The organism is Bradyrhizobium sp. Tv2a-2, assembly GCF_000472425.1.
Lineage (GTDB): Bacteria > Pseudomonadota > Alphaproteobacteria > Rhizobiales > Xanthobacteraceae > Bradyrhizobium.
Genome location: NZ_AXAI01000001.1, coordinates 716,002 through 730,133, shown reverse-complemented (window position 1 = coordinate 730,133; position 14,132 = coordinate 716,002). Strand labels below are relative to the sequence as shown.

Below are 14,132 nucleotides of genomic sequence, written 5' to 3'. Positions count from 1 at the left end.
GCCGAAGATTATGGTGGCGAGTATGTGCCTTTGCTTCACTTCGCTCCTCCCAAATAAAAGTCTTCCAAGATCGATGTCTATTTCTGCGACCCTCGCTGTCCCTGGCAGCGCGGGTCAAACGAAAATACCAACAGATTGCTGCGCCAGTATCTTCCGCGTGGCATCGATCTGTCATTGTACAGCCAGGCCAAGCTCAGCGCGATCGCCAAGCAGCTCAATGAAAGGCCACGAAAGACCTTGCTCTTTCAAACCCCAGCTGAGAAGTTCGCAGAATGTGTTGCGGCGATCAGTTGAACCCGCCGGTCAATCGCGTCGGTTTGGCGGCGCGTACACGGCTTCCGCTGTACCGACGAACAGGGGACATCTCAGCAACATCGCAAATTGTCTCTCATGAGCGGCCATGAACCGACGTCAGCGCCCCGATGTATCGGCACGTGGGCCCTGGCCACGACCAACGCTACCTATAAGTCCGGTGGCCATAAGTGGTTGCCTCACTATCGGCCGCGCTCCCGCGACTTTTTTTCGCCAATAAGACAGGGCACCCGGGGCTCTTTCTCGGCAGCTGGGACGATCTCGCTCTCCGACTTGGGGCCCGCAACTTCGTGAACGAGCTTGGTCCGGATCGCTTCCTGGAATTTTTCTCGATCTTTGATCGTCATGATAAAGGCGCCCGGCCCTCCGATCACGCAGTCTTCGTAATAGAGATCGAGATTCTCAATATCGGTCGTCAAAAGAGATGGCTCCTTGACCATGATCGGAAGGCCGTTGATGATGATGCCCTTCTCCAGCGCGGCGTCGCGGGCACCAGTTACGGGGGCTCCGTCATTATTTGGCCCATCGCCGGAAATATCGATGACGCGCCGCAGCCCGCGATAGGGGTTCTCTTCGAACAGCTGCACTGCGAAATTAATCGCGCCGGAAATCGAGGTACTCGAACCTCGGCGAACCGGCGTTTTCATGATCTCGGCGGCCACGGCATCCGCCGATTCGGGCCCGTCGATCACACGCCACGGAATGATGATCTTCTCGTCGCCCGACATCGACCACTCGAAATAGGTCACGGCCACCTTGCTTCCCGGGACAGCCCCCAGCGCCTGAAGGAAGTCTTTCGATACAATGGCCTGTGCATAGCCCTCCCGCTGAATGGCAAGTTCGTCCATATCCATCGAATATGAGACGTCGACGGCGACAACGAGCTCGAGATTGACGGATGGTACGATGTGTTTGGTGTCCGCGAATCGAGATTTCGGGGTCGGCGCAGCAATACCAGCGACGTCGCCTCCGACTATCGTTCCCGCAACAAGCACCGCCCCGACCGAGACACACCAGCGCATGGCGGCCCTCTCGTCTTTTCAAGAGCATGGTGACATCTAAAACGCGCCCCGAAAAGGGGAAACAGGCGTTGTCGTTCACATTCGCAGCGATCCAGCTGCGGACGCTTCAGCTCGAAGTCAGCCGCCGGTGCCTAGAGAATGCCCGGCCTTCAGGCGAGACCACCTAGCGACGGGACGTCGTGAGAATGAATATAGGACAACTCGCGGACTTGCGACGCAACGCTTGGCTACATTCGGCGCATCTCGGCCAAGTGGGTTTTTGTTTGTTTTCCGGCGAATTCTTTGCGTATGAACCGGGGCCGCCGCGCTGGCAGGCAAGCGGAGCATTCGGTTTCGGGCGTGCTTCGGAAGCTGGTAGCGGCGTAAGCGCGTCAGACCCGTCCGTTGACCGGCAGCGGCGCGCCGGTGACGGCACTGGCGGCGTCGCTTGCCAGGAAAAGGATAACATCGGCGAGTTCCTTCGGCGCGACCCACTTGGCGGGATCGGCCTTCGGCATGCTGGATAGGTCATGAAGTCGACGTGTCTGCGCTGCGGCTTCATCCACTTCTTCAAACGTTTGACTGCGTCCGCAACGGTCTCCAGGACAACGAAATATTCGGCAAACAAAGTCTCGAATTCGGACCGGTTGCCGTAGTCGGCGTTGATCGCTGCGACCAAATCGTCCTTGTTGTCTTTCAGGAGACGCGTCAGCGATCTCAATCAGCAATGCGCTGGGCATAGGATGGCTCCGGCGCCGCCGGATAGGCCGCACGCTGCCTGTCGAAGCAGGACTGAAATTCAGTAGGAATGTCGATCGAACGGGAATTGACGGGCACGTTCATGATGTTCCCTTCCTCTTGGTTTTCGCGTTTCCTCCCAACGAAATAACGAGGCGCGCGCGTTACCGTGACTGTATCAACTCCAAGTTAGTGCATGCTTGCGTTCGCATGAACGGGGCCGGCCCTTTCATCCATGATGCGCTTGATAGCGTGAGCGCAGCGGCCGCACTGGGCGCTGCATCCGAGGCAGGCATACACCTCGCTCATACGGTGCCGTCGCTCCTCTTTTGCGACCAATGACCGCACCTGATGGTCGCTGAACACATTGCAAGAACAGACGATCATCGCCTTCTCCTAACCAATACCAATGAGTCGGATGAAGACCGCCACAAGCGCGATGTTCCACCCAGCCGCAAGCATGATAGTTTCCATTCGGGTCATCCCAGCATACGCCTGCCGCTGCGCCTCGATTACCCCACTCACACAGGGGGCAACGAGCACGTCGAAGCTGGCGCGGTCGTTCATGCGGCCTCCTGTTTACCTTCGGTCTGTTGGTCGGCTTCGGTGAAGCCATAGCCGCCGGAGCGCAGCGCCGAATGCTCGCGCTTGGAGTGGACCAGCGGGTAGAACATCTGCGTCGTCCAGCGCTCCGGGCCAAACAGGATGTCGTCCTGCAGGCCGATCTTGGCCGGATACTTGCGTGTGATATGCGCGGTGCCGAACAGCACGTCCCAGAAGAACAGCAGGTTGCCGAAGTTGCCCTTGTAGTGGCCAATGCCATCTTCGTTGGTGAGCGCGTGGTGCGCCCAGTGCGTGGCCGGCGTGGAGATGGTGCGCTCCAGCACCCACATCAGGGGATGCAGCGCGCGGATGCGGTACAGCGGCGCGTCCCACGCCCAGGCGCAGTGCGCGCCCAGAATGACCGCCAGCTTGATCACCAGGTACGCCGCGTAAATCGGGCCGAAACCAAGGTACACCGCCACGCCACCGATCCACAGGCCGGGCATCATCAGGTAATAGAAGAAGTTGTTGCGGTAGGTAATGCGCACGCTCATGTAGGCCGCGCTGTGGTGCGCGCGGTGCAGCGGCCACAGCAGCGGCGTGTGCGAGGCGCGGTGCCAGAGGTACTGCGTAAGGTCATCGCCGATCAGCAGCAGGCCGGCCATGGCCCACCACGGCAGGTTGGCCCAGGCATTGTGCTGCGCGGGTATGAGCCAGTTGCACAGCGCGTTGCTGCCCAGCAGTGCGATCGGCTGGGTGATGGCGATCAGGCTGACGAACATCAGCACCTCCAGCCAGGTGTCGTTGGCTGTCGCGTGGTCGCGCACGGTGGCCTGGTAGCGCCGGGTGATGAACTCCATGGCGGCAAAGCCCAGGATGCAGGCGCCGATCAGGAGGTATTGCAGTTGCGAGCTCATATGCCGCGTCTCCTACCGCTCTCATGTTTTGGATTGTGAAACGGTCTTAACGGTGCCACCGTGATGCGTCCAATGCATAATATTCATTGGTTTGATGCATGGAAGGTAATGGCATGAATCTGCGCCGCCTGAACCACGTCGTCGCTCTCGCCGACACTCTGCACTTCGCCCGTGCCGCCGAAGCCGCCCATCTGAGCCAGCCGGCCTTCAGCCGCAGCATCCAGGCCATCGAGAACGAGCTGGGTATCCGGCTGTTTGACCGCGACGTTGGTGATGTGCGCCCCACCCCGGCCGGCGAATTCGTCATTGCGCGGGCGCGCAAGCTGCTGTTCGAGGCACGTTGCCTGCAGCGCGACGTGGATCTTTACCGCGACAGCCGGCTCGGCGACACCGCCTTCGGTGTCGGGCCGCTGTTGACGGCCACCCTGATGCCACGCGCGCTTGTGGCGCTGCGCCGCCAGCACCCGCAGATGGCGCTGCGCATGGAGGTCGGCAACTGGGCGCAGTTGCTCGAGAGCCTGCGTGCCGAGAACATCGAGTTCTTTGCGGCCGATGTGCGCGATATGCCCAGGGATGCCGCGCTGGACATCCAGCTGATCGGGGGGCAGCCGGCCAACCTGTATGTGCGGGCGGGCCATCCGCTGGCCGGGCGCGAGCACACTCTGCCGGAAGTCTGGGCGTACGGTCTTGCGGCACCTACGTTGCTGAGCCCCTCAACGGTTGAACTGGCCGCGCTGCTGGGCCTGCCCGAGGGCCAGGAGGCAACCATTGCGCTGGAGTGCGACAACTACGGCATGCTCAAGACGGTCGCGCTCACCACGGATACCGTTCTGGGTGCGACGGACGCGGCGGTACGGGAGGAGCTGAAATCCGGCGCGCTCGTCCGGCTTGTCGTGCAGGGCTGGCTGTCGCCGCCCTCGAGCACGGGCATCGTACGCTTGCGAGGGAGAACCTCGTCGCCGGCAGCCAAGGCAGCCATTGCGGCGATTGTGCGGGCCGCGGGCGAGATCAACGTGTAGGCGCACCCGACGCATGGTCCGGTGCGGAATGCCGACCTCTTCATACGACGACTGCTTTCTTACCGAAGCCGACCCCGTCGTCGGTTGTATTATATCTCATCAGCATGTTCGGAAATCGCGACGACCTTCAGTAGCCAGTTCGCTGGCGTGCGTATCGTGCTGCCCGAAACACGGCGCACTTCATGCTTTTCACTGCCTTAGCCGTCGTCGCGCATGACAGGCGCTTTCGACGCATCCTGCCCAGCCAGAGGCCCACCGGGGCGCGTCGCCTCGATCGCCTCGTGAAGCGTCGCGAAGATCTTCACTTCTCCAAGCTTCGCGCTTATGCCGTGCCTGTCGAGATCCGCGCGTAGATAGGTGTTCACGCGCGCAAAGATGACGGCAACGTTCTTGGCCGTGAGTTCGCCGATCAAGTCGCGGACAGTCTGAGCGGCGGAGTAGTCAAGGTCGGTCACCGTGCCGGCGTCGAGCACGAACCACCGGACTGACGCGGGTGCCTTGTCGACGAGAGAGCGCACCTCGTCGGCGAAGCGATCGGCGTTGGCGTAGAACAGGTCTGCGCCGAACCGATAGATGATGAGTCCCGGTTCGGTCTGTGAACCAGGCGCGGCCGGCGCCGGCTCCCACCGGCCTGTCACGCCCGGCGCGAGCACCATCGTATGCGGCTGGTAGCTGTGGCGGACGTGTTGGACAAGCGAGAGAGCGATCGCGAGAAGAATGCCCTGTTCGACGCCGATCGCCGGCACAGCCGTTGCGGTGAAAAGCGCCAGCAGGAATTCACCCGGGCTTTGGCGCCGGATGTCGCTGAGGCCCTGAACATTGACCATGCCGATCGCGATCGTGAACACGATGCTCGCCAACACGCAGTGCGGCAGGTACTGCAACGGGCCGGTCAGAAACAAGAGCACAACAAGCACGACGGCGGCGAAGGCAAGTTGCGCGACCTGGCTGCGCGCGCCCGCCTGATCCGCCATTGCCGTCTGGGTCGGGCTGCCGTTGACGACGAAGGCTCCGCTGATCGCCGCTGCGGCGTTGGCGGCCGCTATGCCCAGAATGTCTGCGTCTTCGTCGACGCGTTCTTTGAAGATCGTCGCGTACACGCGCGAGGTCGCCGCGCTTTGCGCGATTATCATGACGAAGCATGACCCGGCGACCGGCAGCAGATCCAGAGTCTCGCGCCAGTTCGCGTCCGGCCACTTGAGCGATGGCAATCCACCGGGGACCGGGCCGATTACGGCGAAGCCGTGTTTCGACAGGTGAAACCATGCGCTAGCGACAATCGTCCCGACAACAACCACCAGCGAAGCCGGAAATCGCGGCGCGAAACGGCGGCCGAGGAGGATGCTCGCCACGACGAAGATCGACAGGGCTGTCGTCTGCGGGCTAAGCGCCGGCGCCCCGCGCACGACCTCCCAGAGCTGCCCAAGCGTGCGGTGCGAAATGATGTTGATGCCGAGCATGCCGCCGAGCATCGCGATGCCGACCTGAATCCCGACGCCGGTCAGAAACCCGACTAGGACCGTGCGCGATAGGAAATCGGCGAGGAAGCCCAACTTGAAGACCCGCGCCAGAAGCAAGAGGCCCGCTGTCAGCAGCGTCAGCATGCCCACCAGTGCCATATATTTCTCGCTGGCGAGCGGCGCCATGCGGGAGAGCGAGCTGGAAAATATCGCCGCGGTAGCGGAATCCGCCGCCACGACAAGATGGCGAGAGGAGCCGAGGACCGCGAAGGCGACCAACGGCAGCAGAACCGTGTAGAGGCCAGTGACGACGGGAGTGCCGGCGATGCGGGTGTAGCCGAGCACCTGCGGAATGTTCATCGACGCAAGCGTCACGCCCGCGAAAGCGTCCTTTAACGCCTCGCGAGGCTTGAACGGAAGAAGCCCGCCAAGCATGTTCAATCGCATCATTTGGCTCCTGCCATCCACCTATCCCAACAGGGACAACCCAGCCAATGTAAGGCGTCATAGCCTGACGAGCAGAATGGGACCTTGTTCGCGGACTCCATCAGGGCCAGCAGTCCCAACTCACTGCATCAACAGGCCGGACAGAAGACTGCACTCGACCAATGCTGCTGCGTCAATTTAACTCTTGTTCGCCGAAGACATACCGACGCTCAAGAGACGACATCTTAGCTGCTCAACCGAGCAATTTGATGGGGTGTATGGCTAAACCGCCGGTTCGGTCTCGCGGGATCCAGACTTTTAACCACCCGCCTGCTTGGCCAGGTTGCAGCGGACGCAAGATATAATGAAGCTCATGTGAAGTTCTGTTCGATTGCTCGGTGGTGAAGGTTTGTTGCGAAGGCGACCCATGCCGGCCAGGATGGCGTCTGATCCAGTCGCCGCACGTCGGGAAGTGAAATCGGTTCCAGGGCCGCTAATGCCGGAACGACGCGTATTTGCCGAGAACTACTGGACCGCCAGGCGCTGGCGCCGCAAAGCGCGATTGGAGCGCAACTTGGCGCAACTGGATCATTACATCGATGGAGCGAGGCAATGTCCGTGCGAGCTATCGGGGCAGGCCCAACCTCTCGCGCCCCTCATAGACGGAATGGTGGAGAGGTTCGAATTTCGGTTTGGGGTCGAGCGCGGAAAAGCCTTGAAATTCAATGCAGCGGGATTTCCCCAAACCGCCGGCTAAGTGTTTGTTTTTGCTAGATTGACGCTCTCCCCTTGGGAGCGCCATGCTCACGCTGCTCCCTTACTTCCGGCGCCGGTCCTATTTGCAGACGAGATCGGCCCGCCGTCTTGCCCGGCTGGGACGGGCGTTGGTGCCTTCTGCACAAAAACACCAGCTGAAGCGGAGACGAGAGGCCGTTGTCCGGATCGCGCCGCCTCGCCATGGATTCATTGGACAATTTGAATTTGTTCTTGCCGCAGCCGTGGGGCAAGATCGCCACTCCCCGCCGCCGATTTCCGGAGATATCCATGGTCTCTCAGCCGAATTCCCTCGCAGGCCGCGATGTCGCGACGGTCATTCACCCCTACACCAACCTCGAGCAGCACAAGGTGGTCGGTCCGACCGTGATTACGCGGGGTGAGGGAGTCTATGTCTACGACGATAGCGGCAAGAAATATCTGGAGGGGATGGCCGGGCTTTGGAGCACCTCGCTCGGCTTCGGCGAGAAGCGGCTTGTCGAGGCGGCGATGCGCCAGATGGAGAAGCTTCCGACCTATCACATCTTCAACGGCCGAGCGAACGAGCCGATGATCGAGCTCGCGGAAGCGTTGCTGAAGATCGCTCCCAAGGGGCTTGGTAAGGGGCTCGATAAGGGGCTTGGCAAGGTCCTGTTTGCGAATTCGGGTTCGGAAGCCAACGATCAGGCCGCAAAGATCGTGTGGTTCTACAACAACGCGATCGGACGCCCGCGCAAGAAGAAGATCATCAGCCGCGTGCGCGCCTATCACGGCATCACCGTGTTTTCCGGAAGCATGACGGGCCTCGCGCCCAACCACAATGATTTTGATCTGCCGGTCGGGGGCGTGCTCCGGACCGACTGTCCGAGCCATTATCTCTTCGGCCTGCCGGGCGAGAGCGAGCGGGCCTTCGTCGATCGTCTCGTCGGCAATCTCGAACAGATGATCATTCGGGAAGGGCCTGACACCATCGCAGCGTTCATCGCAGAGCCGGTGAACGGGGCGGGCGGCGTGATCGTGCCGCCGCGCGACTACTTTCCCCGGGTGCAGGAGGTGTTGCGACGCTACGACATCTTGTTCATCGCCGACGAGGTGATCTGCGGGTTTGGCCGCACCGGAAACATGTTCGGCTGCGAAACGTTCGGCATCGAGCCCGATATCATGACTGTGGCGAAGGCGCTGTCTTCCGCCTATCTGCCGATCTCGGCCACGATCATCAGTGAGAAGATTGCCGAGGCCATCACGGCACATTCCGGCAAGCTCGGAAACTTCGCGCACGGCTTTACCTATGCCGGACATCCGGTATCCGCCGCGGTGGCCGTCGAGACGCTGAAGATCTACGCCGAGCGCGACATTCTCGCGGAGGTCAGGAAGGTGGCCCCCTATCTGCAGGAAAAGCTGCAAGCGTTGGCCGACCATCCGCTCGTCGGCGAAGCGCGCGGTGTCGGACTGATCGGCGCGGTTCACATCGTCGCGGACAAGGCGAGTCGCACACCTCTGCCTCCTGCTGCCGGCATTGGGCCGCTGATCCAGCAGAGCGCTATGGATCGCGGTGTTCTGCTTCGCGCCGCCCCGGATGCGGTCTACGTCTGTCCGCCGCTGATCATTACCAAAGCGGAGATCGACGAGTTGATGGACGCGCTGTCGGCCGCCCTGGACGATGGATATGCCGAAGCCATGCGCCGCGGGCTGGTCGGAGGCGCCGTGAAGCAGGCCGCGGTGTGAGATAGCCTTCCGCCGACTGGCGATCTGCGACCGACGCTTCGATGGCGGGTCCGGTCGCGTGCGCGCTGGCGCCGATTGGCTGTTGGCCGGATTGCCCTACGAGCCTGACCGACCGCTGTGGCCGTGCACTTGGATTCTGACGAAAAGGCTCTTTTTCAGGTCAACGCATCGGCGGCATCGCTGATGCTGACGTAGATCTCATTGAGGTCAGCCGCTGTGACGCAATACGGTGGCATCACGTAGATCGTATTGCCCAGTGGACGCAGCAAAAGATTTCGATCGCTAAAAAAAGCCTGAAGCTTCGGACCGACACCGGCAAGGTAACCACTGTCGGCTACTTCCATATCAAGTGCCGTGATGGTGCCGATCCGGCGGACATTTCTGAAGCGCGTGTCGGCACGAAATGTCTCAATTGCGTTTTCCTGCATCTGCGCCACGGAAGCGAGACGCTTTCGAACGGCGTGATCTTGCCAAAGGTCCAGGTTCGCTTTCGCGGCGGCGCATGCGATCGGATTGGCCGTATACGAACTCGAATGAAAAAATGTGCGCGTGCGATCGCTCGAATAGTGTGCGTCAAAAATATCGGAGTTGCAGAGCGTTGCCGCCAGCGGAAGCGATCCGCCGGTGAGACCTTTGGAATAGCAGGCGATATCCGGCAGAACATCCGCTTGCTCACATGCGAACAATGTTCCCGTGCGGCCCCAGCCCGTCATGACCTCGTCTGCAATGAACAGGACATTGTATGCCTCACAGATACGCTTCATCTCTTTCAGAACCCAGGCGGGGTACATCAGCATCCCGCCCGCACCCAGAATCAACGGCTCCACGATAAAGGCTGCCGGATTTTCGTTGCGGCATGCAACTTCAATGGCATCGAACGTCGCCTGCTCGTGATCGTGCTCCGGAAACGGCACCGCAGTGACATCAAATAGCAGAGGTTCGTATGCCGAATTGAAGACCCCTCGCGCGCCGACCGACATCGTTCCCACCGTGTCTCCGTGATAGGAATGTTGCATCACGACAATGCGCGACCGCGGCTCGCCGATATTGTGCCAGTAGCCGAGCGCCATTTTGAGCGCGACCTCGACACTGGTCGAGCCGCTATCGGAGAAGAAGACGTAATGGAGGGTTCGAGGCGCAAATTTCAGAAGCAATCTAGCCAGCTGTTCGGCCGGCTCGTGCGTGTAGCCGGCAAAGATAATCTGGTTGAGCTGTTCCGCCTGTTTTTGAATGGCGCTAACGATATTGGGATGGCAATGACCGTGGGTAACAACCCACCAGGAGGAAATTGCATCAATAATCCGTCGACCATCCTCGTCATAGAGATATGCGCCGTCGCCACGCCTGATCTTCGTCATATTGGGTTGCAGCGCGTGTTGCGTGAACGGATGCCAGATCGGAGAATTCCATTGTGATGTCACGGCTGAAAATAATCCCGCCGGAATGAAGCGCTGAAAGCGGGCTGTAGCGTGCTCATCGTGAGGGGAGCCAGTCGGGGCAAACGGCCAAGGCCGCGGACCCGTCCAATCCTGCAGATCGTGTTCTCGCTCTGCAAATTGTCGTCGCCAATGAAGGCAACGCCGAAGATGTCGATATTGCGGTTTCTGAGGGCTTCTATCGATAGCAGCGAATGGTTGATGGTCCCGAGCGCGGTGCGCGCGCAGAGCACAACGGGGAGCCGCCAGCGCGCAAAAACGTCAATGAATAGCGTGCTTGAGTTGAGCGGGACCATTAGCCCGCCTGCGCCTTCGATCACAAGCGGGCGATCGCCGACATCAGGAACATTTAGCGCGTGCCCGTCGATGACTACTCCGTCGCGTTCCGCAGCATAATGTGGCGAGGCGGGCGTTCTCAGACGATATCGCTCCGCTATGATGCGATCGCTGGAAAGCCCACCGAGTCGTGCGACAATTTGCGAATCAGTTTCGCCGTCCAGCCCTGCCTGGACCGGCTTCCAATAGCTCGCGCCAAGGAAGCCGGCCAGCCCCGCGGAAAAGACCGTCTTTCCGATCCCGGTATCGGTGCCGGTTACCACTATTCGCCGGTTCATTGAGGCTCACACGCTGTCTCTTCTGCCAGCGCGTCAAGCAAGGCACGCACGTCATCCTCCGAAACATTCAGTGTCAGGGAAATTCGTAACCGTGCAGTTCCCGCCGGTACGGTCGGTGGTCGTATTCCGCGGACGTCAAACCCGCGAGCCTGCAGCGCCGAAGCAAGCCCCATCGTGCGCGCATTGTCGCCAACGATGTATGGAATAATCTGCGAGGCCGATGGCCGCCAGCCGCGTCGGGAGATCTCCCGGTTCGCGAACGCGATCAGATTGATCAGACGCTCGCGCCGGTCGGGCTCCTCGCGGAGGATTACCAGCGCTTCGCTGACCGCCACCGCCATCAAAGGCGAGGGCGCTGTCGTGAAAATGAAAGGGCGGCAGCGATTGACCATGAAGTCGCGCAGCACCGCCGACGCGGTTACGAGTGCGCCGGCAGCGCCGAGGGCCTTGCCGCAGGTGTGGACGACGAGCAGATTTTCACGTCCCTCAAAGGGAGCGGTCAGTCCGCGTCCATGCTCGCCATAGACTCCCGTGGCGTGAGCTTCGTCTACTATCAGGAATGCATCGTACCGGTCGGCGATCGCAACGAGTTCTTCGAGCGGAGCGAAATCGCCATCCATGCTGTAGAGACTTTCGAGCACTATCCAGACGCGGCCGGTTCCGCCTTGGGCACGCCAGTCGCGGATCGTATTATCGACGGACTGAGGATCATTGTGAGCGCTGACGCGAAATTCAGCGCGTCCGGCCCGTGCACCTTCATGAATGCTCGCGTGCACCAGGGAGTCGAGAACGAGCAGGTCGCCTCGCTGCGGCAGGGTCGTCAGGACCGCGAAATTCGCTGCATATCCACTGCCTAAAAACAGCGCGCTCTCGGCGCCGAAGAAACCTGCGGCCTCGGCTTCCAGACGTTCATGCTCCTCGCAATTGCCGCGCAGAAGCCGTGACCCGCCGGCTCCGACCGGTGTTCCCAGGTCGAGTGCAGCCAAAACGGCGTTCTTCATTCGCGGCGCGCTCGCGAGGGCAAGGTAGTCGTTGGATGCAAAGTCCAGACCGACACGAGGCTGAAGGCAACGCAGGCGATCTTCATCTTTCAGGGCCTGCAATGCGGAAAGATAGCGAGCAGACTTGTCCGGATGGTGAGGGGGCATCATCCTTGGTCCAGAAGGCCGTGAGCGATAAATCGACCAACCGCCGAATTCGCTGTGGCGGCCGCTACCGTCCTCCGGACGAAGAAGGCCGCCGTGTCTGGCAATCTGCGTACGCGTTGGTAGTTCACGCGGTTGGATTGCCTCGCTTCGCCAGGAAACGCAAGCATCTCTGTTCTTCGCGGCGATCACAAGTCCTCAAGGGAAGGGCAGCTTCGGGATTTTGGCGAGCTCGACGCGCGCACGTCTCTTTTAAACCTCAATTGCCACGATGCGGGAGCGCGGCCTCTGGACCCTGCATCTTCGCTATTGGTGAAGTGAGCGCCGAGTGGCAAACTGCCATGCACAAGAGCGCCTCGATGCGCCCATCATGGAAACGCCGACATGCTGATCCCGATTGCCGATGTGCCACGCTGGTATGCCGAACGCAGACCGGAGGATACGATCGCGATCAGCCACGGTCGGGAGACGCTGACCTGGCGACAGCTTGAACGCAATGCCAACCGGCGCGCCCGTGCCTTTGCCGCCAAGGGCGTCAAGCCCGGCGATTTCGTCGCCATCGGGCTGCCCAATGGCAACGAGTTTTTCGAAACCACCTTTGCGGTGTGGAAATGCGGGGCGACGCCGACCTCGCTGTCCTGGCGGCTGCCGCGCGGCGAGGCTGTGGCGGTGCTGGACATTCTCAAGCCATCGCTGGTGGTTGGTGGCGAAGCCGATTGGAACGCCGGTAACGCGCTGCCGGCCGGCTTCCGGCCCGAGGGCTTTTCCGACGAGCCGCTTGACAACCCGGTGCCGCGTTACTGGAAAGCAATGACCAGCGGCGGCTCGACCGGACGTCCCAAGGTCATCCTCGATCATCAGCCGGCCGTGACCGACACCGCGGTGGAGCAGCCGCTCGGCATCGCGCCGGGCACCACGCTGCTCAACCCCGGTCCGCTCTATCACAACGCTCCGTTCATCGTGACCCATCTGGCGCTGTTCGGGGGCGGACGGATCACGGGCATGGTGAAGTTCGATGCCGAGGAAGCACTGCGCTTGATGGCGCGCGATCACGTGCAGTGGGTGAATTTCGTACCCACCATGATGCATCGTATCTGGGCGCTACCGGCCGACGTGCGCGACGCCTGCGACCTGTCGAGCCTGAAGATCGTATTCCACATGGCTGCACCGATGCCGCCGTGGCTGAAGGAAAACTGGATCGCCTGGCTCGGCCCCGAGCGCATCTTCGAGCTCTATGGTGGCACCGAGCGGCAGGGCTCGACCATCATTTCCGGCGTCGAATGGCTCGCGCATAAGGGCTCGGTCGGCAAGATCGGCGACACTGCGCGTCTGCGGATCATCGGCGAGGACGGCAACGATGTCGCTCCCGGCGAGACCGGCGAGATCTATTTCCTGCCCAACGACGGTGCCGGCAGCACCTATCACTATCTCGGTGCCGAGCCGAAGCGGCGCGCGGACGGCTGGGAATCGCTGGGCGATATTGGCCGGCTCGATTCGGACGGTTACCTCTATCTCGGCGATCGGCTGGCCGACATGATCCTGCGTGGCGGCGCCAATATCTATCCGGCGGAAGTCGAGGCTGCCGTCAGTGCGCATCCGAATGTGCGCTCCTGCGTCGTCGTCGGCCTGCCAGATGCGGAATTTGGGCAACGCGTGCATGCCATTCTCGAACTTGGCGACAGTGGCGATGTCCAGGCCGTCGCCGATGGCATGGGCGATTTCCTCGCCGATCGCCTCAGCCGCTACAAGCATCCGGAAAGCTTCGAGACCGTCGCCATTGGCTTGCGCGACGATTCAGGAAAAGTCCGACGCACGCTCCTGCGCGATGAACGCGCGGCGTGGCTGAAGGCAAACCGCGCGTTCCGGATTTTTCCGGCGCGGCATCGCGCGAGGGCGGGCTGATCTCCCGGAAACGGCGGACTCGCAAATCCGCGTTCAGCGGAACGCCTCGCGCTATCTCAGCTCGTTCGTTACTCGCACTTGGCGCGGGTCACCACGTGCAGTGGTGCCCGCCCGGCGCCTCGCAGCCGCGGGCCGCGGCTA

Annotated in this window: 12 protein-coding genes and 2 pseudogenes; 4 read left to right on the top strand and 10 right to left on the bottom strand. The window is 61.3% G+C overall.

The annotated features are described in order from the left end of the window. Positions 1–69 precede the first annotated feature (69 nt). A pseudogene (locus tag A3AI_RS42080) lies at positions 70–294 on the top strand (IS30 family transposase); the annotation flags it as partial. Between the two features lie 200 nt (positions 295–494). Here the strand turns inward: A3AI_RS42080 and A3AI_RS0103505 are convergent. From A3AI_RS0103505 to A3AI_RS0103485, 6 genes and pseudogenes are all read right to left on the bottom strand, one after another. Continuing rightward, complete coding sequence (locus A3AI_RS0103505; protein ID WP_024514245.1) at positions 495–1,334, bottom strand: DUF1194 domain-containing protein; 840 nt, start codon at positions 1,332–1,334, stop codon at positions 495–497. A 371-nt stretch (positions 1,335–1,705) separates the two neighbouring features. Beyond that, positions 1,706–1,837, bottom strand: a pseudogene (locus A3AI_RS47195) (SDR family oxidoreductase); the annotation flags it as partial. Between the two features lie 193 nt (positions 1,838–2,030). Next, entirely contained in the window at positions 2,031–2,156 is a 126-nt protein-coding gene (locus A3AI_RS49875) for a hypothetical protein (RefSeq protein ID WP_283807194.1), read from the bottom strand. Positions 2,157–2,240: 84 nt separating this feature from the next. Next, positions 2,241–2,438 (bottom strand): (2Fe-2S)-binding protein, encoded by a 198-nt coding sequence (locus tag A3AI_RS42075; RefSeq protein ID WP_036047306.1) that lies wholly within the window; start codon positions 2,436–2,438, stop codon positions 2,241–2,243. Positions 2,439–2,447: 9 nt separating this feature from the next. Beyond that, complete coding sequence (locus A3AI_RS47190) at positions 2,448–2,618, bottom strand: hypothetical protein (protein WP_156927608.1); 171 nt, start codon at positions 2,616–2,618, stop codon at positions 2,448–2,450. Beyond that, positions 2,615–3,511, bottom strand: a complete 897-nt coding sequence (locus A3AI_RS0103485; protein WP_024514244.1) for a sterol desaturase family protein — start codon at positions 3,509–3,511, stop codon at positions 2,615–2,617. Before A3AI_RS0103485 ends, A3AI_RS47190 begins: the two co-directional genes overlap by 4 nt. Before the next feature lie 113 nt (positions 3,512–3,624). Between A3AI_RS0103485 and A3AI_RS0103480 the strand changes: the two genes are divergently transcribed. Then, complete coding sequence (locus A3AI_RS0103480; protein ID WP_024514243.1) at positions 3,625–4,530, top strand: LysR family transcriptional regulator; 906 nt, start codon at positions 3,625–3,627, stop codon at positions 4,528–4,530. 197 nt (positions 4,531–4,727) lie between these two features. Here A3AI_RS0103480 and A3AI_RS0103475 read toward each other — a convergent pair whose 3' ends face one another. Beyond that, positions 4,728–6,425 (bottom strand): SulP family inorganic anion transporter, encoded by a 1,698-nt coding sequence (locus A3AI_RS0103475; RefSeq protein ID WP_245286822.1) that lies wholly within the window; start codon positions 6,423–6,425, stop codon positions 4,728–4,730. Between the two features lie 1,035 nt (positions 6,426–7,460). Between A3AI_RS0103475 and A3AI_RS0103465 the strand changes: the two genes are divergently transcribed. Next, entirely contained in the window at positions 7,461–8,894 is a 1,434-nt protein-coding gene (locus A3AI_RS0103465) for an aspartate aminotransferase family protein (RefSeq protein WP_024514240.1), read from the top strand. Positions 8,895–9,049: 155 nt separating this feature from the next. Here A3AI_RS0103465 and A3AI_RS0103460 read toward each other — a convergent pair whose 3' ends face one another. Genes A3AI_RS0103460 through A3AI_RS0103450 form a run of 3 tightly spaced genes read right to left on the bottom strand, consistent with a single transcriptional unit; the run spans position 9,050 to position 12,092 of the window. Then, positions 9,050–10,315, bottom strand: coding sequence for an adenosylmethionine--8-amino-7-oxononanoate transaminase (locus tag A3AI_RS0103460; RefSeq protein WP_024514239.1), 1,266 nt, complete (start codon positions 10,313–10,315; stop codon positions 9,050–9,052). Further along, on the bottom strand, positions 10,312–10,944 hold the full coding sequence (gene bioD, locus A3AI_RS0103455) for a dethiobiotin synthase (protein WP_024514238.1): 633 nt from the start codon (positions 10,942–10,944) through the stop codon (positions 10,312–10,314). Before bioD ends, A3AI_RS0103460 begins: the two co-directional genes overlap by 4 nt. Beyond that, positions 10,941–12,092 carry an 8-amino-7-oxononanoate synthase gene (locus tag A3AI_RS0103450; protein WP_024514237.1) on the bottom strand — a complete coding sequence of 384 codons (1,152 nt, stop codon included), beginning with the start codon at positions 12,090–12,092 and terminating at the stop codon, positions 10,941–10,943. The genes bioD and A3AI_RS0103450 overlap by 4 nt, the downstream gene beginning before the upstream one ends. Positions 12,093–12,473: 381 nt before the next feature. On the opposite strand from A3AI_RS0103450, the gene A3AI_RS0103445 reads away from it, so the two are divergent. Next, the gene (locus tag A3AI_RS0103445) at positions 12,474–13,991 is read left to right on the top strand and encodes an AMP-binding protein (protein WP_024514236.1); all 1,518 of its coding nucleotides are present in this window, start codon (positions 12,474–12,476) and stop codon (positions 13,989–13,991) included. The last annotated feature ends 141 nt before the right edge of the window (positions 13,992–14,132 follow it).